Here is a 23,853-nt window from a genome sequence, read left to right on the forward strand (position 1 = left end):
TGGTCCCACCTGACCCCATGCCGAACTCAGAAGTGAAACGCCGTAGCGCCGATGGTAGTGTGGGGTCTCCCCATGCGAGAGTAGGGAACTGCCAGGCATTAATTTAGTGAAGAGGCCATCCGGAAGGATGGCCTTTTTGCGTTTTTATCCTTTCCTCGTTTCTACAAACTAATCACCTATCCCAGCGTATATACGGTAAACTATCGGCGATTTTGCATCAGGATAGCGTCCATGAACCACTCCCTAAAACCCTGGAATACCTTTGGCATACAACGTAATGCCAGTCACATTGTACGTGCCGACTCTGCTCAGCAGTTGCTCGATGCGTGGACATCCGCAACAGCCAGCCAGCAGCCTGTTTTGATTCTGGGTGAAGGAAGTAACGTCCTGTTTCTTGAGGATTTTGCCGGAACGGTCATTGTTAACCGTATCATGGGGATCGATATCCATGAATCGGATGAAAGCTGGCATTTACATGTGGGCGCAGGTGAAAACTGGCACCATCTGGTGCAGTTCACGCTTGAAAAAGGGATGGCAGGCCTGGAGAATCTGGCGCTTATCCCCGGCTGTGCAGGATCCTCCCCTATTCAAAATATCGGTGCCTATGGCATCGAGTTGAAGCATGTTTGTGAATACGTTGATTGCATCGAACTTGAAACCGGAAAAGCCAGCCGCCTGACGGCAGAAGAATGCCGGTTTGGGTATCGTGACAGCATCTTCAAACATGAGTACCAGGATCGTTTTGCTATTGTCGCGGTCGGTTTGCGCCTGGCGAAACGCTGGCAGCCCATTTTAACCTATGGTGATTTAACCCGCCTCGATCCGGAAACCGTCACGCCCGTACAGGTATTTGATGCAGTCTGCCATATGCGCATGACGAAGCTTCCGGATCCTAAAGTGAATGGAAATGCCGGAAGTTTCTTCAAAAACCCGGTCATCAGCCGCGAAACGGCAGACATTCTGCTGAATGCCTGGCCAAACGCCCCGCATTATCCGCAAGAAAACGGCACGGTAAAACTGGCTGCGGGATGGCTTATCGATCAGTGTCAGCTTAAAGGCGCGGTGAAAGGCGGCGCGGCGGTTCATCGTCAGCAGGCGCTGGTATTAATCAATGAAAACGCTGCGACCAGCGACGATGTCGTGCAGCTTGCGCATTATGTGCGTCAGCGCGTTGGCGAGAAATTTAACGTCTGGCTGGAGCCAGAAGTCCGCTTTATCGGGCGTACCGGTGAAGTCAGTGCCGTGGAGACTATTGCGTGAAAGACAACACTGTTCCATTAACGCTCATCGGCATTTTATCTGACGGTGAATTCCACTCGGGCGAACAGCTGGGTGAGCGTCTTGGCATGAGCAGGGCGGCAATCAACAAGCATATTCAAACGCTGCGTGACTGGGGCGTCGATGTTTTCACCGTGCCTGGTAAGGGCTACAGTCTGCCTGAGCCGATCAAGCTGCTGGATGAAAACGCGATCCGCAGCCAGCTGAATGAGGGAAAGGTCACCGTTCTGCCGGTGATCGATTCAACCAACCAGTATTTGCTCGATCGTATCCCAGAGCTGCAGTCTGGGGACAGCTGCGTGGCGGAATATCAACAGGCGGGCCGCGGCCGTCGTGGTCGCAAATGGTTCTCGCCTTTTGGTGCAAACCTTTATCTGTCTATGTTCTGGCGTCTGGAACAGGGGCCCGCAGCCGCTATGGGCCTGAGCCTGGTTATCGGCATCGTGATGGCTGAAGTGCTCCAGTCGTTAGGGGCGGATCACGTCAGGGTGAAATGGCCAAACGATCTCTATCTGCACGATCGAAAACTTGCCGGCATCCTGGTGGAACTGACAGGTAAAACCGGTGACGCCGCACAAATCGTAATTGGTGCCGGTATCAACATGGTGATGCGTAACGTGCAGGCCGATGTGGTCAATCAGGCATGGATTAATCTTCAGGAAGCCGGCATCAGCATCGATCGTAACGACCTTGCTATTCGCCTCATCAAAGCGCTTAGGAGTTCACTGACGCAGTTTGAGCAAGAAGGACTTTTACCCTTCCTGTCACGATGGGAAAAACTGGATAACTTTATTCATCGCCCGGTTAAATTGATCATTGGTGATAAAGAAATTTATGGCACTTCCCGTGGCATTGATGCCCAGGGGGCGTTGTTGCTGGAGCAAGATGGCATCGTGAAGCCCTGGGTTGGTGGGGAAATTTCACTACGAAGCGCAGAATAAAAAAAAGGAGCCAGCGGCTCCTTTTTTGTTTTGAGGTCTGATTCATTAAGACGTCAGGAAGAGGTTACGCAGTTTGCACATAACCTCATTCCTGTGGTGCAGCCCTTACTGTGGATAAGGCACCCAGTCACCACCATTCAAACGAACGTAGGGTTTATTCTGGTACTGAATCACCACCGCGTTCGCGTTCTCCGAGACCTCAGCCGTTTGCGGCAGGCCGCTGGTGAGCTGATTCCAGTTCACGCTATCTTCAACAAACAGCTTACCGTCCACCGCGCGGGCGACCAGCTCGGAAACCGCCAGATAGCTGCTTGGCTGAGCGATCTCAATCGGTGCGCCCTGGTGCGGAGCCTTCAAACCAAAGAATTTGATCCCCGCTGGGACATTAGTAATCGACGGGCTAGGGATGTCACGCAGGCCGGAAACCTGCATTCTGTCTCCTTTCAGCGCCCCGCCATGTTCCGGTACAACGACCAGCATCACTTTACGACCTGATTTCTCCAGCTCGGTAAAGAAAGCATCCAGTTCATCGAAGAGCTTCTGCGCACGTACTTTGTAATCCGCAGTTTTGCTCACACCCGGGAAGTGGTTACCGTCGTGAAGCGGCAGGGTGTTATAGAACGTAGCGCTGCGCGTATCACCTTCTTTGCTGACCGTCTGCAGCCAACGCTGGAGCACAGCCGTATCGTCATAGACGGGTGAATTATCAAAGCCTAACAGCGGAACAGGCAGGCCTGTCTGATCCATCAACGGGGCATGCATACCACCGTTTTCGCGAACTTCTTTCAGGAAGCCGCCAAAAACACCGTTATGCCCTAACATCAGGTGCTGTTTAAAGCCCAGTTTTTCCAGGTTATCAAACAGGTAACACTGATTTCCCGCAGTCTGATAAAGGTTTTTGTGCGAGGGCTGCCCGCAACTGGCGCGCAGCAGACGAATCGCCGCCGGGCCGCTGTAGGAGGTCGCAGAATTGAAATCTTTGAATAAGATATCAAAGTGAGACCACAGCGGATGCGACATCAAACCAGCGGCCTCGACGTCGGCCCACGACAGCGAGCAAATGTTAATGACCAACAGCTCAAAGGGTTGCGCATCGGCCGGTAACGCGTCAGGGAATTTCGTCTGGCGTTTCTCTTCTGCGCTATAGAAACTGTTCAGCCAGTTACTCAGATTAGCGGTTGTCGGCGGTGCGGTTTGTGCAGGAATATCTCCCACCACCGCAGTGTCACCGGCTTTCGCTACGGTTGGCGCCGCGCTTGCCCCGCTGGTTGTCACCGTTGTGGTAGTCTGATCTGCAGGCCAAAAAGAGAGAGAAGGCCCTGCAATGGTCAGTACGTTCAACCAGACCAGAATGGCGACCACGAAAACCGTCACGCGGATCCACTGCGAAAGAAACAGCCAGGCCACAAGCAGGACGAAAACCGCACCGATCATCTGCCAGTTGATAAAGCGCTCTATCAAATCCTGGATATAGGCTGCGCTAAAGCCCGCCACCTGTGACCCCTGGCTCATAATACTTTCCGGACCCGGCAGCCAGGTGTCATGCCAGAAGAGGGCAAAACCAATCGGAATCGCGACCCAGTGGCGTAAACGGTGCAGTTTAAGGTTTGGGATCGGCATCAGCAGAAATGCCATGAACACCAGGTTAAGCAGCGGGTGGAAGTTCAGATAACCTGCCCAGAGCAGGCCAAATTTCACCAGGAAATAGAAGTTCCAGCCAGAAAGGCCGCGCCAGTATTGCCAGAGAGGCGAAGCAGCATGAGGAGAATTAGTCATTTTTTCGGGTTGCCTTGACGTGTTTTGGCCCTTTTCAGTATTCCGGCTGATTTTACGTAGCGCGGCCTGGCAAAAAGCAATCTGGTGGTATCACGGATACGACGTAAAGAGTGGCGAGCATAGTAGCCAAGTGGAAAGAAAATGAGCGCGCACACGATAACTAGCTGAATGATATCGGTAAGATTCATGTCGATGCCCTCTCTTCTGTATCCCGCAACAGGCGAAGCGGCTCAGGTACCCGCCGCCAGACATGACCATCGTGCGTGGCGTTGAGCACAGGTTTCGCGTTGTTCGCCAACGGCAGGGGGTTTCCCCACTCTTGTGGTTCGAGCATCCGCATCTGCACGAGTTCGGCGCTAATCAGATTATCTTCGAACCAAATCATCCTGTTAGAAAAGATATCGCCTGTCGGCAGCGGGAAGATATGGTTCAACGCCGTATCGAGATCGTTAACGCGGCAGAAAGAGAGGAACAACACCAGCCGGTTATCGCCGATAGTCATAATGTCCCCGGTACGGTTCGGGCGACAGAGCGTGAGCGCCTGCTCGACACGAATCCCCGGCACCGGACGCAGCGCGACCATAACGCCTTTGCCATTTTCTGGCAGGAGCGTATTGCTCATCATATTGCCGACGGCATCGCAGAAAGTATCCCATTTCTGAAAACCACGTAGCTTCATCGGCTGCGTCATGGAGAGCAGGGTGGAGATATCTTCAGGAACATGGCGGTTAAACTGCTGGCCCTGAATGCTTTCGATAAGCGTCAGGCAGCGGGAAAGCGGAGCGTTCCACGGGATCACCATATTGGCACCACATCCCAGAAGCAGACGCTCATCGGTCGCGCGCAGGCTGGCCGTGTTTTCGCGCACCACGATTTTCAACGCGCTTCCGCGCTGACGGCGTAAGGTATGGATGTGGCGGGCTATCGATTCGATCTGATTATTTTGCATCAGTGAAAAAACGATCGTCGCCGCCTGGGTGGTGCGCGCCTCATTGAATAAGGACTCGTTCGTTTCGAACAGTGTCCAGTAATCAGAGAGCGGGGGCGCGCCTTCCAGAATGGCAACGTTGCTCAAAATGCGTTTTTCATCATTACGCGGCTGAACAATCATCTCTTCCTGCTGGGCAACATGCCACTCGCCGTGAATCTGTTTCAGCGTGATTTGCTGCCGGGCACTCACCCCTTTTTCATTGCACCAGAACGCAATATCGAACAGATGTCCTTCAGCCTGGTGACGCAGGCTCGCCAGGCCAAAGAGCGAACGATATTCACTCATCAAAAATGAGAACTGTTTATCATTATTAATACCAGGGCTAATCACTAACAGCGTACATTTTTGAACCCGCGCCCATTTATTGACTTTTTCCAGCCAACTACGAAGATCCTCAAAGGATATATTTTGCCAGGCATTATTTGCGCATTTAAGCACCACTAAATAATGTCGAGGATCGATACTGCACTGAATATCGCGGGGCAAAGAGTATAGACCACTTTTTTCGTTTGGCATGGAAAAAAGGCGCACTTTATCTGGCCCGGCGGTATCAGAAAGCGTGATGATTTCATTGGGGTCTTCCCCCATACTGACCACCGCGACATGCGCATCCTTTGCTTGTGCTGCAATGGTTTGATTGACCAGACTTATTGCGTCATCATTGCGATCGGCATTGATCCACCAGACACCTCCGGCGGGCATGTGACGCAATTCATCCCATAATGACTGAATGCCAATTGAAAATATGGGGTTCACGGTGTCCCTCTTTGTGTCTTATTCACCTGTCTCTCAGTTTACTAGCGAAAGCACAGAAATAAACCTAACATTGAAATTAAAGCGCATCAGATTTAGCATATAAATGATTTTTTTCTGGGCAGGATGCCTTGCTACATCTGTTTGTTCGTTGAGTTTTATAAAGGAATGAAACTAAAATGCATAATAACGAACCCGGTACGCCCATTGATACCAGTCTGGGGTACACATTCCAAAACGATTTCGTGGCGCTTAGCCAGGCATTTTCTTTGCCTGAAATAGATTACACCGATATTTCCCAGCGGGAACAGTTGGCCGCGGCTATAAAACGCTGGCCATTATTAGCTGAATTTGCCCGTCAACAATAAGGGAGCCATTGATGGCCATACTTGGATTACAGGGCATTCGTGGTGGTGTAGGCACAACCTCCCTCACAGCAGCACTGGGTTGGGCATTACAGTGTCTGGGCGAGTCCGTGTTGGTGATCGACACCTGCCCCGATAATTTATTGCGCATGTCATTCAATGTGAATTATGACTGCAGCGATGGCTGGGCGCGTGCGTTGCTTGATGGCCAGGACTGGCGTGATTCGGCGCAGCGCTATACCTCTCAGCTCGATCTACTGCCCTTCGGCCAACTGACGCCGGGTGAGTACGAATCGCTGCATACGCGCTATGGCACGCTGGGCTATTTTGCCGACGCACTCCAGCTCCTGCAGGAAAAAAGCCATTACCAGTGGATTTTACTCGATCTGCCGGCCGGGTTCACCCCGCTGACGCGGCAGTTTATCGAGAAGTGTGACCACACGCTTACCGTCATTAACCCCGATGCAAACAGCCATATTCGTTTGCATCAGCAGGCGCTTCCGGCCGGGACACATATATTAATCAACGATCTGCGCATAGGCAGCCAGATTCAGGACGACCTCTATCAGGTCTGGCTGCAAAGCCAGCGCCGGTTATTGCCGATGGTTATCCATCGCGATGAGGCTATCGCCGAATGCCTGGCGTCGAAACAGCCGCTGGGTGAATACCGCAGTGACTCACTTGCCGCGGAAGAGATCCTGACGCTGGCAAACTGGTGCCTGCTTCACTACACCGGGCGGCCTGAGCCGACCGGGAGCATGACATGAGTCGCCTGACCTCCTGGCTCCTGATTCCACCGGTGAGCGCCCGCTTAGGCGAGCGCTATCGAAACTATCGCCTTCACGGTGCGTCTGCTTTCAGTGCCGCGATGGGCTGTTTCTGGATGATTCTGGCCTGGACATTCATTCCGCTTGAACATCCTCGCTGGCAGCGCATTCGTGAACGCCAACAGCAGCTCTATCCACACCTTAATCCTGACAGACCAAGGCCCCTGGACCCTGCTCGCTATGCGCTGCAAACATTATGGCTGGTGGTGACCTCGGGTAAACCGGAACAAGCAGAGCCACGCAAGCGGCGCTCCCGTCATTTTACGAAGTTACTCGGCCGCTATCACCAGTGGCTGGACACGCTGCCTGAACGCGTCACCCACCGAACCACGCATCTTGAAAACCAGAAAGAGCTGGGGCATCTGCACCCGGCCTTACGCCGTTTTATTCTCGGAGTGATCATCGTCTTCTCCCTGATTCTGGCGCTGGTCTGCATTACGCAGCCGTTCAACCCGCTGGCGCAGTTCATTTTCCTGGTGCTGCTCTGGGGCGTGGCGCTGCTGGTGCGCCGTATTCCGGGGCGTTTCTCCGCGTTGATGCTGATCGTTCTTTCGCTGACCGTCTCCTGCCGCTATATCTGGTGGCGCTACACCTCCACGCTAAACTGGGACGATCCGGTAAGCCTGGTGTGTGGTCTGGTGCTGTTGTTTGCGGAAACCTACGCGTGGATCGTGTTGATACTGGGCTATTTCCAGGTCGTCTGGCCGCTCAATCGCCAGCCCGTGCCGCTGCCAAAAGATACGGAGAAGTGGCCGACGGTCGATATTTTTGTCCCGACCTATAACGAAGATTTAAACGTGGTGAAAAACACCATTTACGCCTCACTCGGTATCGACTGGCCGAAAGACAAGCTTAAAATCTGGCTTCTCGATGACGGTGGTCGCGAAGAGTTCCGCCAGTTTGCGCAAAGCGTGGGGGTGGAATATATCGCCCGTACCACGCACGAGCACGCGAAAGCAGGGAACATCAATAACGCCCTGAAATATGCCACCGGCGAGTTTGTCTCTATCTTCGACTGTGACCACGTCCCTACGCGCTCGTTCCTGCAAATGACCATGGGCTGGTTCCTCAAAGAGAAAGAGCTGGCGATGATGCAAACGCCGCACCACTTCTTCTCTCCCGATCCGTTTGAACGTAACCTCGGGCGTTTCCGTAAAACGCCAAACGAAGGCACGCTGTTCTACGGCCTGGTGCAGGACGGGAACGACATGTGGGATGCCACTTTCTTCTGCGGCTCCTGTGCGGTCATTCGGCGTAAACCGCTGGATGAAATCGGCGGTATTGCGGTTGAAACGGTGACGGAAGATGCGCACACCTCGCTGCGTTTACACCGTCGGGGCTACACCTCGGCCTACATGCGCATTCCTCAGGCGGCGGGGCTGGCGACGGAGTCGTTGTCGGCGCACATCGGTCAACGTATCCGCTGGGCGCGCGGGATGGTGCAAATTTTCCGTCTCGATAATCCGTTAACCGGTAAAGGACTCAAGCTGGCGCAGCGCCTCTGTTACGTCAATGCCATGTTCCACTTCTTGTCGGGTATCCCGCGGCTGATCTTCCTGACCGCGCCGCTGGCCTTCCTGCTGCTGCATGCGTACATCATCTATGCTCCTGCCCTGATGATCGCCTTGTTTGTACTGCCGCACATGATCCACGCCAGCCTGACCAACTCAAAGATTCAGGGCAAATATCGCCACTCTTTCTGGAGTGAAATTTATGAAACCGTGCTGGCCTGGTATATCGCACCGCCCACGATGGTGGCGCTGATTAACCCGCATAAGGGCAAATTCAACGTCACCGCGAAAGGGGGGCTGGTTGAAGAGGAGTACGTCGACTGGGTGATTTCGCGTCCTTACATCTTCCTGGTTCTGTTGAACCTCGTTGGTGTACTGGTGGGGATCTGGCGCTACTTCTACGGGCCGGAAAACGAAATATTGACCGTATTTGTCAGCCTTGCATGGGTCTTCTACAACCTGATTATCCTTGGCGGTGCCGTGGCGGTATCCGTAGAAAGCAAACAGGTTCGTCGGGCGCACCGGGTGGAGATCTCCATGCCTGCGGCCATCGCCCGCGAAGATGGACACCTCTTCTCCTGTACCGTACAGGACTTCTCTGACGGGGGGCTGGGCATCAAGATCAACGGTCCGGCAAAAGTGCTGGAAGGCCAAAAAGTTAACTTGTTGCTCAAACGTGGTCAGCAAGAGTATGTATTCCCGACGCAGGTGGTCCGTGTGTCCGGTAATGAGGTTGGGTTGCAGCTAATGCCGCTCACCAAAAAGCAACATATTGATTTTGTGCAGTGTACGTTTGCTCGCGCGGATACCTGGGCGCTCTGGCAGGATAGCTTCCCTGAAGATAAGCCTCTGGAAAGCCTGATGGATATTCTGAAACTGGGATTCCGCGGCTATCGCCACCTGGCAGAATTTGCTCCGCAGTCAGTGAAAATAATTTTCCGGTCACTTACCTCGCTGGTTTCCTGGGTGGTGTCGTTCATTCCTCGTCGCCCTGAGCGCAATGAGGCAAAACAACAGCCGGACCCGGTTATGGCTCAACAATGATGATAATGCGATGAAAAGAAAACTTTCCTGGATATGTGCTGTGGCGGTTGGAATGGGTACGCTACCTTCCATGATGGTCAATGCCGCGCCCGAAAACACGGCGGCAACGCCTGCGCCAACGGTTCCTGTCGTGGCGCAAGCAACCGATCCGGTTGTCACCGCGGCGCCGTCGCAAACCGAAAACGTTGTGCCAAACCAACCGGTAGACGGCAATACCTTGCCGCCTGATGCGCAGGTAGGTCAGGTGATGCCTGGCGTGAAAGGCGCGAATGCCCCGATTGTGGCAGACAATGCGCCATCGCGTGACGTGAAGCTCAGCTTTGCGCAAATTGCGCCGCCTCCGGGCAGCATGGTGCTGCGCGGCATCAACCCAAATGGCGGCGTTGAGTTTGGTATGCGCAGCGACGAAGTGGTGTCGAATGCCGTGCTTAACCTGGAATATACGCCGTCACCTTCGTTGTTACCTGTTCAGTCGCAGTTAAAGGTTTATCTCAATGATGAACTGATGGGCGTACTCCCGGTCACTAAAGAACAACTGGGCAAGAAAACGCTGGCCCAGATGCCTATTAACCCGTTGTTCATCACCGACTTTAACCGCGTGCGGCTGGAGTTTGTCGGTCATTATCGCGATGTCTGTGAAAACCCGGCCAGCAGCACGCTGTGGGTGGATGTCGGGCGTAATAGCTCCCTGAATATGACCTACCAGACGTTATCGGTGAAAAACGATCTCTCCGCGTTCCCGATCCCGTTCTTCGACCCGCGGGATAACCGTCCGTTAAACCTGCCGATGGTCTTCGCAGGTTCGCCTGACATCACTCAACAACAGGCCGCGACCATTGTGGCGTCCTGGTTTGGTTCCCGTTCGGGCTGGCGTGGGCAGAGTTTCCCGGTCATGTTCGATAAGCTGCCGGATCAAAATGCCATCGTCTTTGCGACGAACGAAAAGCGCCCGTCCTTCCTGCGCGATCATCCGGCTGTGAAAGCACCTACCGTGGAGATGATCAGCCACCCGGATAAACCTTACGTGAAATTGCTGGTGGTCTTTGGTCGTGATGATAACGATCTGGTCCAGGCCGCGAAGGGGATTGCCCAGGGGAATGTCCTCTTCCGCGGGAATAGCGTCACCATTGGTGAGGTAAAACCGTTGCTGGCACGCAAACCGTACGATGCGCCAAACTGGATCCGGACCGATCGTCCTGTGACCTTCGGTGAGCTGAAAACTTATGAAGAGCAGTTGCAATCAACCGGCCTGGAGCCATCGGCGATCAATCTGTCGCTGAACCTGCCGCCGGATCTTTATTTGCTGCGCAGTAATGGCATCGATCTCGATCTGAACTATCGCTATACCGCGCCGCCGACAAAAGACAGCTCGCGTATGGATATCAGCCTGAACAACCAGTTCCTGCAATCCTGGCCGCTGACCAGCACGCTGGATACCAATAAACTGCTGCTCCGTTTGCCGGTGTTGCAGGGGCTGCTGGATGGTAAAACCGATGTCTCTATTCCGGCGCTGAAGCTGGGCGCGGTGAATCAGCTGCGTTTCGATTTCCAGTATATGAACCCGATGCCGGGTGGATCGGTGGATAACTGTATTACCTTCCAGCCGGTGCAGAATCATGTGGTCATCGGTGATGATTCCACGATCGACTTCTCAAAATATTATCACTTCCTCGCGATGCCAGACTTGCGGGCCTTTGCCAATGCCAGCTTCCCGTTCAGCCGCATGGCCGACCTGTCTGAAACCATAGTCGTGATGCCAAAAACCCCGAACGAAGGGCAGGTCTCCACGCTGCTGGATGCTATGGCGTCGGTCGGCGGGCAAACTGGCTTACCGGCTGTTAACGTAACGTTAACCGACGATGGCAGCAAGATTCAGGATAAAGACGCCGACATTATGGTGATCGGAACGATTCCGGATAAATTGAAAGATGATAAACGCATCGATCTGCTGGTTCAGGCGACCGAGTCCTGGGTTAATACCCCGCTGCGCCAGTCGGATTTCCCCAGCATCATGCCGGATAAAATTGACCGTGAGGCGACCGTTAAAACCCGCGTGAACTCCAGCGGTCCGATGGCAGCCATTGTCGGCTTCCAGTCTCCGTACAATGACCAGCGAAGCGTTATTGCGCTGTTAGCCGACAGCCCGCGTGGTTACGAACTGCTTAACAACGCGATGAACGACAGCGGCAAACGGGCGGCGATGTTCGGCTCGGTGTCGGTGATTCGTGAATCCGGCGTTAACAGCCTGCGCGTAGGTGATGTTTACTATGTAGGCCACCTGCCGTGGTTCGAGCGCATGTGGTATGCACTGGCAAACCATCCTGTGCTGCTGGCGATATTTGCTGCGATAAGCGTTGTCCTACTGGCCTGGGTGATGTGGCGTCTGCTGCGCATTATCAGCCGTCGTCGCCTTCATTCGGACGATGAGTAACTGCGAATGAACGCCTTACGTTGGTGCGTGATGGCCACATTAATACTGGCGGCGGCAAATGTTCGCGCCGCCTGCTCGTGGCCTTCATGGGAGCAGTTTAAACAGGACTACATCAGCGAGGGCGGACGGGTCATCGATCCGAGCGATGCGCGCAAGATCAGTACCTCCGAGGGGCAAAGCTACGCGCTCTTTTTTGCCCTCGCAGCGAACGACCGCCCGATGTTCGATCGGTTGTTGAACTGGACGAACAATAACCTTGCCCAGGGAGATTTACGTCAACACCTGCCAGCCTGGTTATGGGGGAAAAAGGATGCTGATACCTGGGCGGTGATCGATACCAATTCCGCGTCGGATGCGGATATCTGGATCGCCTGGACTCTGCTTGAAGCGGGGCGCCTGTGGAAGACGCCCGCCTATACCGATATGGGTCAAGGCCTGCTGAAACGGATTGCCAGCGAAGAAGTGGTTAAGGTACCGGGATTAGGGTTCATGCTTTTGCCGGGTAAAGTGGGGTTTGCTGAAAAGAACGCGTGGCGCTTTAATCCAAGCTATTTGCCGCCGCAGCTGGCGAGCTACTTCACCCGCTTCGGCGCGCCCTGGACCACGCTGCGCGAAACCAATTTGCGTCTGTTGCTTGAAACCGCACCAAAAGGGTTTTCTCCCAACTGGGTGGAGTATCAGCTTAAAAAAGGCTGGCAACTGAAGCCGGAGAAAAAACTTATCGGCAGCTATGATGCGATTCGTGTCTATCTGTGGGTGGGGATGATGCACGACCAGGATCCTCAGAAAGCCCGTCTTCTGGCACGCTTTAAGCCGATGGCGACGATAACCGCTAAAACAGGTTTGCCGCCTGAAAAGATCGATATTATCAGCGGCAAGACCACGGATAATGGCCCGGTGGGCTTCTCGGCCTCCCTGCTGCCTTTCCTGCAAAATCGTGATGAACAAGCGGTTCAGCGTCAGCGCGTCGCCGACCATTTTCCCGGTAATGACGCCTACTACAGTTATGTACTGACTCTGTTCGGACAAGGATGGGATCAGCACCGTTTTCGTTTCACCGCCAAGGGTGAGTTACACCCTGACTGGGGCCAGGAATGCGCAAGTTCTCATTAAGCTTACTTAGTTTATCGCTCGGCCTGACGCTGATGCCGCTGGCCTACGCGGCCAATTCACCGCAGCAGCAACAGCTTCTGGATCAGGTTCGCCTGGGCGAATCAACGCACCGTGAAGACCTGGTGCGCCAGTCACTCTACCGTCTTGAATTAATCGATCCGAATAACCCGGACGTGATTGCCGCCCGTTTTCGTTATCTTTTGCGCCAGGGCGATAATGCCGGTGCGCAAAAAGAGCTGGATCGCCTGAAGAGCATGGCCCCCAGCTCCACCGCCTATAAATCGTCCCGCAATACCCAGCTGCTCTCAACGCCGGATGGACGACAGGCCTTGCAGCAGGCTCGTCTGTTAGCCACGACGGGCCACGCGCAGGAAGCCCTCGACGCTTACGACAAAATTTTTGGCGGGAATCCGCCAGAGGGTGATATTGCCGCCGAATACTGGACCGTTGCGGCCAAAATTCCTGCCCGCCGTAGCGACGCCATCAATCAACTTCAAAAGATAAACGCTTCAAATCCTGGCGATACGCAGCTGCAAAATTCGCTGGCGCAACTGCTCTTTGAAAGTGGCCGCCGTGATGAAGGGTTCGCCGTACTGAAACAGATGGCGAACGCCAATGCCGGGCGTGAAGCGGCTTCCGATCTCTGGTATCGGCAAATCAGCGAGCTGCCGGTGAGCGCGGCGAGCGTGAAGGCCTTACAGGAGTATTTACAGCTCTTTAGCGCAGGCGACAGCGTCACCGCCGCGCGGGCAAAACTGGATGAGCAGCAAAAGCAACTGGCCGATCCGGCCTTCCGGGCCAAAGCCGAAGGGCTGGCTGCCGTGGAAGCCGGGCAGGGAGGAAAAGCCGTCGCCGAACTGCAAAAAGCGGTGAGCGCCAACCATGCTGACAGCGAAGCCGTCGGCGCACTCGGGCAGGCGTACTCTCAGCGCGGCGATCGCGCCCGCGCCGTGGCCCAGCTCGAAAAAGCGATAGCCCTTGATCCGCAAAGCGATAACCGGGGCAAATGGGACAGCCTGCTTAAGGTCAACCGTTACTGGCTGTTGATTCAGCAGGGTGACGCGGCTCTTAAGGCAAATAACGTCGCGCAGGCAGAACGCTATTATCAGCAGGCGCGCAGTACGGATAATACGGACAGCTATGCGGTGTTAGGTTTAGGCGATGCCGCGGTTGCCCGTAAGGACAATGCTGCCGCCGAGCGCTACTACCGTCAGGCCCTGCGAATGGACAGCGGCAACAGCAACGCGGTGCGCGGCCTTGCCAATATTTATCGCGCCGAATCGCCGGAAAAAGCGGACCAGTTTATTCAGTCGCTCCCGGCCAGCCAGCGCCGTAGCATTGACGATATCGAACGCAGTCTGAACAACGAAAAACTGGCTCAACAGGCCGAACAGCTTGAGAACCAGGGTCATTACGGGCAGGCGGCAGAAATACAGCGCCGTCGTCTGGCTCTCGATCCGGGCAACGTCTGGATCACCTATCGACTGTCACGCGATCTTTACAGCGCCGGTCAGCGCAGTCAGGCCGACACGCAAATGCGGCAGCTGGCGAATCAGAAACCGGGCGATCCGGAACAGGTCTACGCCAACGCGCTATACCTTTCCGGTAACGATCAGGATCGCGCCGCTCTGGCGCATCTCAACGCGCTGCCGCGGGAAAAGTGGAACAGCAATATTCAGGAACTGGCCGATCGCCTGCAAAGCAACCAGGTGCTGGAAACGGCCAACCGCCTGCGTGACAGCGGTAAAGAGGCTGAAGCGGAAACGCTTTTACGCCAGCAGCCGACCTCGACGCGTATTGATTTAACGCTGGCCGACTGGGCGCAGCAGCGGGGCGATAACACCGCCGCGACGTCGGCCTATAACACCGTGTTACAGCGCGAGCCAACCAATACGGATGCCATCCTTGGCCTGACGGAAGTCTACCTTGCCCAGGGCGATAAAGACGCGGCCCGGGCACAGCTGGCGAAACTGCCCGCCAGCCAGAACGGCGAGCCTCCGTCGGTCAATCTGCAGCGTCGGGTGGCGCTGGCACAGGCATCCCTGGGGGATACCGCTGCGGCACAGCAAACCTTCAATACGCTTGTCCCGCAGGCCAAAGCGCAGCCGCCATCGATGGACAGCGCGCTAGTCCTGCGCGATGCGGCCCGATTCCAGGCCGCCAGTGGTCAGCCGCAGCAGGCGCTGGAAACCTACAAAGACGCGATGGTTGCTTCCGGCGTGACGACCACACGGCCTGCCGATAACGACAGCTTTACCCGTCTGACGCGTAACGACAAAAACGACGACTGGCTGAAGCGCGGCGTGCGCAGCGACGCGGGGGAACTGTATCAACAGCAGGATGTGAACGTTACGCTGCAATACGACTACTGGGGGTCCAGCGGAACGGGCGGCTATTCAGACCTGAAAGCGCAAACGACCATGCTGCAGGTGGATGCGCCTCTGGCGGACGGACGAATGTTCTTCCGAAGCGATAACGTCAATATGGATGCCGGTTCGTTTGATACCGATGGCGGAACCTACGATCCGAAATGGGGGACCTGCTACGAAACGCCGTGCAGCGGGAGCACCAGCCAGAAACAGAACGGCACCAGCGTCGCGGTTGGCTGGCAAAACAAAACATGGTCCATGGACATTGGCACCACGCCAATGGGCTTTGACGTGGTGGATGTGGTTGGGGGAGTCAGTTACAGCAGCGATATCGGCCCGCTGGGTTACACCCTGAACGCGCACCGCCGTCCTGTCCCCAGCTCCTTGCTGGCGTTCGCGGGTCAAAAAGACCCGAACACCGACACCACCTGGGGCGGCGTACGCGCCACGGGGGGCGGGGCGAGCGTGAGCTACGATAAAGGCGAAGCCCATGGCGTGTGGTCCAGCCTGAATGTCGACGCCCTTGAAGGGAAAAACGTTGAAGATAACTGGCGTATCCGCTGGATGACCGGTTACTACTACAAGCTGATTAATGACAATAACGAACGCCTGACCGTAGGCGTGTCGAATATGCTCTGGCATTACGACAAAGATCTCAGCGCGTATACGCTGGGGCAAGGCGGCTATTACAGTCCTCAGGAATATGTCTCCTTTGCGCTACCGGTTACCTGGCGTAAACGCACCGAGAACTGGTCCTGGGAGTTAGGCGGGTCGGTCTCCTGGTCACACTCAAAAACCAAAGATGGCCTGCGTTATCCGAAACAGGGGCTAATCCCGGATGATAACTACGACAGTAATAACGATCTGATGTATTCCGATAAACGCGAAAGGGAAACGGGCAGCAGCTCTTCGGGTACAGGTTATACCGCCCGGGCCATTATTGAACGCCGGATCACCTCAAACTGGTTTGTGGGATTAGGCGTCGATATTCAGGAGGCGAAAGACTATACCCCGAGTCATGCGTTGATGTATGTGCGCTATTCCGCTGCGGGCTGGCAGGGCGATATGAATTTGCCTCCGCAACCGCTCACACCGTATGCAGACTGGTAATGAGAATTATCTTTAATAGATTCCTTAGTCTCTCTTAAAATCTCTGCGATCGGGTATACTCTGGCGGCAGTAGGGTAACGTTTTGTTACCCTACGCATCGGGTTTTGTGGAGAGTCAATTTGCGTGTCAGCCGTTCTTTAACTATCAAACAGATGGCGATGGTTTCTGCCGTCACTATGCTGTTTGTTTTCATATTTTGCGTTATTTTGCTGTTCCACTCCGTGCAGCAGAATCGCTACAACACGGCTTCGCAACTGGAAAGTATTGCCCGTTCGGTTCGAGGGCCGCTCTCTGCGGCCATTCTTAAAGGGGATATCCCACAAGCCGAAACCATCTTGCAGGGTATACAGCCTGCCGGCATTGTCAGCCGGGCTGACGTTGTCCTGCCCAATCAGTTTCAGGCGCTGCGGATGAGCTTTATCCCAGAGCGCCCTGTGCCCATGATGATCATGCGGTTGTTCGAACTGCCGGTGCAGATTTCTCTTCCGGTTTACTCGCTTGAGCGGCCCGCAAATCCGCAGCCCCTGGCTTATCTGGTTCTGCAGGCGGACTCTTACCGCATGCATAAGTTTGTTATGAGCTGGATTTCAACGTTAGTAACTACTTACTTACTTTTAACGCTGATGCTCACCGTCGCGCTCACCTGGTGTATCAATCGGCTTATTGTTCACCCGCTGCGGCGCATTGCCCGCGAGCTAAATGATTTATCCCCGCAGGATCAGGTGGGGCATCAGCTTCCGCTGCCCCGGCTGCATCATGACGACGAAATTGGCATGCTGGTGCGCAGCTACAACATCAATCAGCAGCGGTTGTTACGTCAGCATGACGAGCTGAACAGCCATGCTACGCGCTTCCCGGTCTCGGAACTGCCGAATAAGGCTTTCCTGATGGCGATGCTGGAACAGGCGGTCGAGCGCCAGCAGACCACGGCGTTAATGGTTGTCGCCTGTGAAACGTTGCAGGACACCGCAGGGGTGTTGAAAGAGAGCCAGCGTGAAATGCTGCTGTTAACGCTGGTGGAAAAAATTAAATCGGTGCTGGCCCCGCGCATGAGCCTGACGCAGGTTAGCGGTTATGACTTTGTGATTCTGGCGCACGGGGTCAAAGAGCCGTGGCATGCCATTACGTTAGGTCAGCAAGTGCTCACTGTCATTAATGAGCGTTTACCGATTCAGGGGATTCAGCTTCGCCCCAGCGCTAGCATTGGTATCGCCATGTATTACGGCGACCTCACGGCGGAGCAACTCTACCGGCGTGCCTTCTCGGCCGCGTTCTCTGCCAGACGCAAAGGCAAAAACCAGATCCAGTTCTTTGAACCGGAGCAGATGGAGAAAGCGCAGCAGCGCCTGACGCAGGAGAGCGATATCCTCACCGCGCTGGACAATAACCACTTCGCTATCTGGCTACAGCCGCAGGTGAGCCTGTTAACCGGGCGCGTCGAGAGCGCCGAGGCGCTTCTGCGCGTGCAACAGCCGGATGGTTCCTGGGAGCTGCCGGATGGTCTCATCGATGACATTGAATCCTGCGGATTAATGGTCACAGTGGGACACTGGGTGCTGGAAGAGTCCTGTCGCCTGCTTTCGGCATGGCAAGAACGCGGGATCGCGCTGCCACTGTCGGTGAATTTATCGGCTTTACAACTGATGCATCCAACGATGGTGTCGGAGGTGCTGGAGCTGATCAATCGTTACCGCATCAAGCCTGATACGCTGATTCTTGAGATCACGGAGAGCCGCCGAATTGACGATCCTAACGAAGCCGTCGCCATTCTGAAGCCTCTGCGCAATGCAGGCATCCGTATCGCGCTGGATGATTTTGGCATGGGCTATGCCGGGTTGCGTCAGCTTCAGCACATGAAAACGCTGCCTGTCGACGTGTTAAAAATCGACAAGACCTTTGTTGACGGCCTCCCCGAGGACAGCAGCCTGGTGCAGGCTATTATTCAGATGGCGCGTAGCCTCAACCTGACGATCATCGCAGAGGGTATCGAGACCGATACGCAACGCGACTGGCTGGCGGAGGCGGGCGTGGAAATCGGTCAAGGTTTCCTGTTTGCGCGTGCAGTCCCTTCAGATCAGTTTGAACAGCGCTATCTCACCGACGCGCGTCATCACGAAAAAGCGTAGTTTTGTTGCTGGCTTGTGCGAGCCAGCTCAAACTTCTTAACATTTGTGTTTCAAATTTGATCCGAGTTTATTTCTGTCCTGTTTTACGGGTGTTATTTTAAAGCCGCAGGTGAAACATAACCTTACTATGCCTGTGGTTTTTCTTCCCAAGGACACCCTATGAAAACCTCATTCTTCAAAAGCCTCTACTTTCAGGTCCTGACAGCGATTGCGGTCGGTATTTTACTGGGCCATTTCTACCCTGAACTCGGCGCGCAGATGAAACCGCTTGGCGACGCCTTCGTTAAGCTTATTAAGATGGTGATTGCACCGGTCATATTCTGTACGGTGGTGACCGGCATTGCAGGCATGGAGAGCATGAAAGCGGTCGGGCGTACTGGTGCCGTCGCACTGCTCTATTTCGAAGTGGTCAGTACCATCGCGCTGATTATCGGCCTTATCATTGTGAACGTGGTGCAGCCCGGCGCGGGGATGAACGTCGATCCCGCAACGCTGGATGCAAAAGCAGTGGCGATTTACGCCGAGCAGGCAAAAGATCAGGGCGTAGTCGGCTTCCTGCTGGATATTATTCCGGGTAGCGTCATCGGGGCTTTTGCCAGCGGCAATATCCTTCAGGTCTTGCTGTTTGCGGTGATGTTTGGTTTCGCCCTGCATCGTCTGGGCAGCAAAGGGCAGCTTATTTTTAACGTCATTGAGAGCTTCTCGCAGGTCATCTTCGGCATTATCAATATGATCATGCGTCTGGCGCCCATTGGCGCATTTGGCGCGATGGCCTTTACCATCGGTAAATATGGCGTCGGGACGCTGATTCAGCTGGGCCAGTTGATTATCTGCTTCTATATCACCTGTATTCTGTTCGTGGTGGTGGTGCTCGGCTCCATTGCGCGAGCGACCGGATTCAGTATTTTCAAATTTATCCGTTATATCCGTGAAGAGCTGCTGATTGTGCTGGGGACCTCCTCCTCGGAATCCGCGCTGCCACGCATGCTCGATAAAATGGAGAAGCTGGGCTGCCGTAAATCGGTGGTCGGGCTGGTCATCCCGACCGGGTATTCGTTTAACCTGGACGGCACGTCGATCTACCTCACCATGGCCGCGGTGTTTATTGCGCAGGCGACGAACAGCCATATGGATATTTTCCACCAGATCACGCTGTTGGTGGTGCTGCTGCTGTCATCGAAAGGGGCTGCAGGGGTGACGGGAAGCGGCTTTATCGTGCTGGCGGCAACGATCTCTGCGGTGGGTCATTTACCGGTGGCAGGTCTGGCACTGATTCTGGGCATTGACCGCTTTATGTCTGAAGCGCGTGCGCTGACCAACCTGGTCGGTAACGGTGTGGCTACCGTGGTGGTGGCAAAATGGGTGAAAGAGCTGGATCACAAAAAGCTGGATGACACGCTGAATAACCGTGTCCCAGAGAGCAAAACGCAGGGAATGTCCTCATAAAATCAACACTTATACCCGTCCTCCCTTGTGGGAGGACGGGCTGCTGCGCATAATACCCCCTCATACCTGACATAAAGTGACAAGATTTTTTCGGGTATATTTCACTTCTTGCCGTGACGTTTTACCTAACTCGCGGTCTAATCGAAGTGTTTTACACGTCATCTTTAGAGTGCTCGGTATCCTGAGACACTCTTAATTAACCAGGAATGTTGATCAGGGGTTCACATGCAGGGCACAAAAATTCGACTCTTAACCGGCGGTTTGCTGATGATGGCAGCAGCCAGTTATGTGCAGGCAGATGCGCTCCAGCCCGACCCGGCCTGGCAACAAGGGACTCTGGCAAATGGATTCCAGTGGCAGGTTTTAGCCACGCCGCAGCGTCCCAGCGATCGCGTTGAAATCCGACTTTCTATCAATACCGGTTCCCTCACTGAAAGCACGCAGCAAAGCGGGATGAGCCATTTTATTCCTCGACTGGCGCTCAACCAGAGCGGCAGTCTGCAAGCGGTACAGGTGCGTTCACTGTGGCAGCAGGGTATTGACCCGAAACGTCCCCTTCCACCTGCCGTTGTCTCTTATGACTACACCATGTTTAATCTCAGCCTGCCTAACAACCGCAACGACCTGCTTAAAGAGGCGTTGACCTGGCTTGGCGATACGGCAGGAAAAGTCGCGATCACGCCAGAAACGGTGAACTACGCGCTGAGCAATAGCGATATGGTGGCAACCTGGCCTGCGGATACGAAAGAGGGCTGGTGGCGCTATCGTCTGAAAGGTTCCACGATGCTGGGCCACGACCCGGCAGAGCCGTTAAAGCAGCCTGTTGATATTGAACAGCTGAAGTCGTTCTATCAGAAATGGTATACCCCGGATGCCATGACGCTGATTGTGGTGGGTAACGTTGACAGCCGTAACGTCATCGAACAAATCAACAAAACCTTTGGCGAGATGAAAGGGAAACGCGAAGTCCCTGCGCCGGTGCCTACGCTCTCTCCGCTGCGCCCTGAGCCGGTCAGCATTATGACCGATACCGTGCGCCAGGATCGTCTGTCGCTGATGTGGGATACCCCATGGCAGCCGATCCGTGAATCTGCGGCGCTCCTGCGCTACTGGCGTGCCGATCTGGCGCGCGAAGCGCTCTTCTGGCACGTTCAGCAAACCTTGAGCAAATCCAACGCGAAGGACATTGGCATCGGCTTTGATTGCCGGGTGCTGTTCCAGCGTGCGCAATGCGCAATCAACGTTGAATCTCCTACCGACAAGCTGAACACCAATCTGAGTCTCGTGGCGAAAGAGCTGCTGAAAGTGCGCAAAGAGGGGTTAGCAAAAGAAGAGTTTGACGCGCTGGTGGCGCAGAAAAATCTTGAGCTGCAAAAGCTGTTCGCCACCTATGCCCGTACCGACACGGATATCTTGATCAGCCAGCGCATCCGCTCCCTGCAAAACCAGGTGGTGGACATCGCGCCAGAGCAGTATCAGAAGCTACGCCAGGATTTCCTGAATGGTCTCACCGTGGAATCCATTAATCAGGATTTACGTCAGCAGCTTTCTCAGGATATGGCCCTGATTCTGCTTCAGCCGAAAGGTGAGCCGGAATACAACATGAAAGACCTGCAGGCTACCTGGAATGGGATCATGACGCCGGATTCACAGGCGTCACAGCCCGCAGTGACGGACGATCTGCATCAGGATGCATCGGATATTCCACAAGGGCAGTAAGACACGCCTCATGTGAACCCTCTCCGGTATGGAGAGGGTCAGGGTGAGGTAAGAGCTTAAGCAGGCATTGCCTCGCGGGGAATGATCGCCCCGCGATACTGGATAACGGTGCTGGCCGTTAAATGCCCGCGTTTAGCCGCCTCGACCGGCGATCCACCGGTCAGACGGACTGCAAGATATCCTGCGCTGAAGGAATCACCCGCTGCCGTGGTATCCACTACGTTCTCTTTCGCCAGTTTTACAGCCGGCACGTCAATCAACGCGTCGCCCTTCACGGCAACCAGACAAGAGTCGGCCCCGCGTTTAATGACCACTTCGGTCACGCCCGCGTCATGCGTACGCGCAATCACCTCTTCAACCGGTTTTTCGCCCCACAGCGCATCTTCGTCGTCGAGGGTTAAAAACGCGATATCGGTGCATTGCAGCATCTGCTGATAAACCTGCTGTGTCTCTTCGCGGCTGCTCCACAGACGTGGGCGGTAGTTATTATCGAAAATCACTTTACCGCCATTGGCGCGGCACTCATGCAGCAGAGAGAGTAATTTCTCGCGGCTGGAAGGGCTAAGAATCGCCAGGCTAATGCCGCTCAGATACAGATAGTCGAACGTTGCCAGCTCTTCACAGATTGCCGCCGCACTGTCGCTTTCCAGCCAGAACTTCGCCGCCGCTTCGTTACGCCAGTAGTAAAACGTCCGCTCACCCGTGCTATCGGTTTCGATGTAGTAGAGACCCGGCAGACGGTTTTCCATCTGTTGAATCAATGCGGTGTTCACGTTCTCTGCCTTCCAGGCATCCAGCATCTGTTGACTGAAGCTGTCGGTCCCCAGAGCGGTAACGTAGTTCACCGTCAGCGCTTCAGGAGCCACCTGACGGGCAATATAAACGGACGTGTTTAACGTGTCGCCACCAAAGCCGCGGCTCACTTCCGCGCCTTTTTGTGACAGCTCAATCATGCATTCGCCTATCACGGCAATTTTCTTAGACATAGTCGTGAACCTGAACAGATAAATTAACGTAAGTGTGCGCTGGGAGAAATTTGTGGTCAACTATATTAAAACGACGTTCCAGAAATTTTTTTGAGCCAGCGCGTGTTCCGGAAAGATTCTGTCATCTTAATTTCATTTTCAAATTCAACTGAACATAAAGTTCTCACCTGGTGCGCCGATAACTCTTTGACGAGTCCAGACAGGTCATCTCTTTTCAACAGGGCATCTGAAATGAAGTCAGAGCAGGTTATCCAGCGGCTAAGCACCACTCCTGAAGCAAGTATTGAATGCTTGCAGGAGCATCGCTATTGGCTGCAATGTGAGCGTGCTTATACTTATCAGCCCATCTACCGTATCGATGGAAGACTGATGGCTGTCGAAATTCTGACCGTCGTAACGCACCCATCAAACCCCGGACAACGTATTGCTCCCGATCGCTATTTTGCAGAAGTGAGCGTGCGCCAGCGTCTGGATGTGCTGGAAGAGCAGCTTAAAATGCTTTCTACCTACGCCGCCTTCTTCAGACAGCATGACATCCTGGCTTCGGTAAACGTCGACGGCCCAACGCTGCTTGCGTTACGCCAGAACCCGTCTCTTCTGGATCTGGTTGCCTCGCTGCCCTGGATGCGTTTTGAACTGGTCGAACACGTACGGCTGCCGCAGGACTCCTCCTTTGCCACGATGTGTGAATTTGGTCCGCTCTGGCTGGATGACTTTGGCACGGGAATGGCCAATTTCTCCGCGCTGAGTGAAGTGCAATACGACTACATCAAAGTCGCGCGCGATCTCTTCATCATGCTGCGTCAAACCTCTGAAGGCCGCAATCTGTTTACGCTGTTATTACAGCTGATGAACCGCTACTGCAAGGGGGTCATCGTTGAAGGCGTCGAAACCCTGGAAGAGTGGCGTGATGTGCAACAGTCCCCTGCCGCCGCCGCGCAAGGCTATTTTCTTTCCCGACCGGTCCCGATGGAGACGCTTGAAAGCGTCATAATCACGCTCTAGAGCCTGCCGATTCTCCTTGTCTGAACTATATTCATGAAAGGCAAGGTAATAAGGCAGGAACA

General features: G+C 54.5%; 16 protein-coding genes and 1 rRNA gene. 13 read left to right on the plus strand and 4 right to left on the minus strand.

Annotation, left to right across the window (positions count from 1 at the left end; genetic code table 11):
- The 3 genes from rrf to birA form a co-directional block, all read left to right on the plus strand.
- Nucleotides 1-97 (plus strand): 5S ribosomal RNA (gene rrf / locus LZP96_RS20470); the annotation flags it as partial.
- Nucleotides 98-231: 134 nt separating this feature from the next.
- Nucleotides 232-1,260: a UDP-N-acetylmuramate dehydrogenase gene (gene murB / locus LZP96_RS20475; protein ID WP_064327870.1), complete on the plus strand. Its 1,029-nt coding sequence runs from the start codon at nucleotides 232-234 to the stop codon at nucleotides 1,258-1,260.
- Nucleotides 1,257-2,219 (plus strand): bifunctional biotin--[acetyl-CoA-carboxylase] ligase/biotin operon repressor BirA, encoded by a 963-nt coding sequence (gene birA, locus LZP96_RS20480; protein WP_064327869.1) that lies wholly within the window; start codon nucleotides 1,257-1,259, stop codon nucleotides 2,217-2,219. Before murB ends, birA begins: the two co-directional genes overlap by 4 nt.
- Nucleotides 2,220-2,324: 105 nt before the next feature.
- Here the strand turns inward: birA and bcsG are convergent, their stop codons facing one another.
- From bcsG to bcsE, 3 genes are read right to left on the minus strand one after another with little or no spacing between them, the layout of a single operon-like run.
- Nucleotides 2,325-3,995: a cellulose biosynthesis protein BcsG gene (gene bcsG / locus LZP96_RS20485; protein WP_064327868.1), complete on the minus strand. Its 1,671-nt coding sequence runs from the start codon at nucleotides 3,993-3,995 to the stop codon at nucleotides 2,325-2,327.
- Nucleotides 3,992-4,183, minus strand: coding sequence for a cellulose biosynthesis protein BcsF (gene bcsF / locus LZP96_RS20490; protein ID WP_064327867.1), 192 nt, complete (start codon nucleotides 4,181-4,183; stop codon nucleotides 3,992-3,994). Before bcsF ends, bcsG begins: the two co-directional genes overlap by 4 nt.
- The gene (gene bcsE / locus LZP96_RS20495; protein WP_258926300.1) at nucleotides 4,180-5,742 is read right to left on the minus strand and encodes a cellulose biosynthesis c-di-GMP-binding protein BcsE; all 1,563 of its coding nucleotides are present in this window, start codon (nucleotides 5,740-5,742) and stop codon (nucleotides 4,180-4,182) included. Before bcsE ends, bcsF begins: the two co-directional genes overlap by 4 nt.
- Nucleotides 5,743-5,918: 176 nt before the next feature.
- Between bcsE and bcsR the strand changes: the two genes are divergently transcribed.
- From bcsR to LZP96_RS20540, 9 genes are all read left to right on the plus strand, one after another.
- Nucleotides 5,919-6,107: a cellulose biosynthesis protein BcsR gene (bcsR, locus tag LZP96_RS20500; RefSeq protein WP_064327865.1), complete on the plus strand. Its 189-nt coding sequence runs from the start codon at nucleotides 5,919-5,921 to the stop codon at nucleotides 6,105-6,107.
- An 11-nt stretch (nucleotides 6,108-6,118) separates the two neighbouring features.
- Nucleotides 6,119-6,871 carry a cellulose biosynthesis protein BcsQ gene (gene bcsQ, locus LZP96_RS20505; protein WP_258926301.1) on the plus strand — a complete coding sequence of 251 codons (753 nt, stop codon included), beginning with the start codon at nucleotides 6,119-6,121 and terminating at the stop codon, nucleotides 6,869-6,871.
- A complete protein-coding gene (bcsA, locus tag LZP96_RS20510; RefSeq protein ID WP_258926302.1) occupies nucleotides 6,868-9,486 on the plus strand; it encodes a UDP-forming cellulose synthase catalytic subunit in 2,619 nt (872 codons plus the stop codon). Before bcsQ ends, bcsA begins: the two co-directional genes overlap by 4 nt.
- 10 nt (nucleotides 9,487-9,496) lie before the next feature.
- The gene (bcsB, locus tag LZP96_RS20515; protein WP_258926303.1) at nucleotides 9,497-11,917 is read left to right on the plus strand and encodes a cellulose biosynthesis cyclic di-GMP-binding regulatory protein BcsB; all 2,421 of its coding nucleotides are present in this window, start codon (nucleotides 9,497-9,499) and stop codon (nucleotides 11,915-11,917) included.
- A gap of 6 nt (nucleotides 11,918-11,923) precedes the next feature.
- Complete coding sequence (bcsZ, locus tag LZP96_RS20520; RefSeq protein WP_258926304.1) at nucleotides 11,924-13,030, plus strand: cellulose synthase complex periplasmic endoglucanase BcsZ; 1,107 nt, start codon at nucleotides 11,924-11,926, stop codon at nucleotides 13,028-13,030.
- Nucleotides 13,012-16,509: a cellulose synthase complex outer membrane protein BcsC gene (bcsC, locus tag LZP96_RS20525; RefSeq protein WP_258926305.1), complete on the plus strand. Its 3,498-nt coding sequence runs from the start codon at nucleotides 13,012-13,014 to the stop codon at nucleotides 16,507-16,509. Before bcsZ ends, bcsC begins: the two co-directional genes overlap by 19 nt.
- Before the next feature lie 119 nt (nucleotides 16,510-16,628).
- Nucleotides 16,629-18,635, plus strand: a complete 2,007-nt coding sequence (gene hmsP, locus LZP96_RS20530) for a biofilm formation regulator HmsP (protein ID WP_064327859.1) — start codon at nucleotides 16,629-16,631, stop codon at nucleotides 18,633-18,635.
- A 159-nt stretch (nucleotides 18,636-18,794) separates the two neighbouring features.
- Nucleotides 18,795-20,081 carry a dicarboxylate/amino acid:cation symporter gene (locus LZP96_RS20535; RefSeq protein WP_064327858.1) on the plus strand — a complete coding sequence of 429 codons (1,287 nt, stop codon included), beginning with the start codon at nucleotides 18,795-18,797 and terminating at the stop codon, nucleotides 20,079-20,081.
- Between the two features lie 225 nt (nucleotides 20,082-20,306).
- Complete coding sequence (locus tag LZP96_RS20540; RefSeq protein WP_258926306.1) at nucleotides 20,307-21,800, plus strand: M16 family metallopeptidase; 1,494 nt, start codon at nucleotides 20,307-20,309, stop codon at nucleotides 21,798-21,800.
- 56 nt (nucleotides 21,801-21,856) lie between these two features.
- Here LZP96_RS20540 and kdgK read toward each other — a convergent pair whose 3' ends face one another.
- Nucleotides 21,857-22,786, minus strand: coding sequence for a 2-dehydro-3-deoxygluconokinase (gene kdgK, locus LZP96_RS20545; protein WP_258926307.1), 930 nt, complete (start codon nucleotides 22,784-22,786; stop codon nucleotides 21,857-21,859).
- A gap of 231 nt (nucleotides 22,787-23,017) precedes the next feature.
- On the opposite strand from kdgK, the gene pdeH reads away from it, so the two are divergent.
- On the plus strand, nucleotides 23,018-23,791 hold the full coding sequence (gene pdeH, locus LZP96_RS20550) for a cyclic-guanylate-specific phosphodiesterase (RefSeq protein ID WP_258926308.1): 774 nt from the start codon (nucleotides 23,018-23,020) through the stop codon (nucleotides 23,789-23,791).
- Nucleotides 23,792-23,853 lie beyond the last annotated feature (62 nt).

The sequence above is a fragment of the Huaxiibacter chinensis genome (assembly GCF_022171985.1).
Lineage (GTDB): Bacteria > Pseudomonadota > Gammaproteobacteria > Enterobacterales > Enterobacteriaceae > Enterobacter > Enterobacter chinensis_A.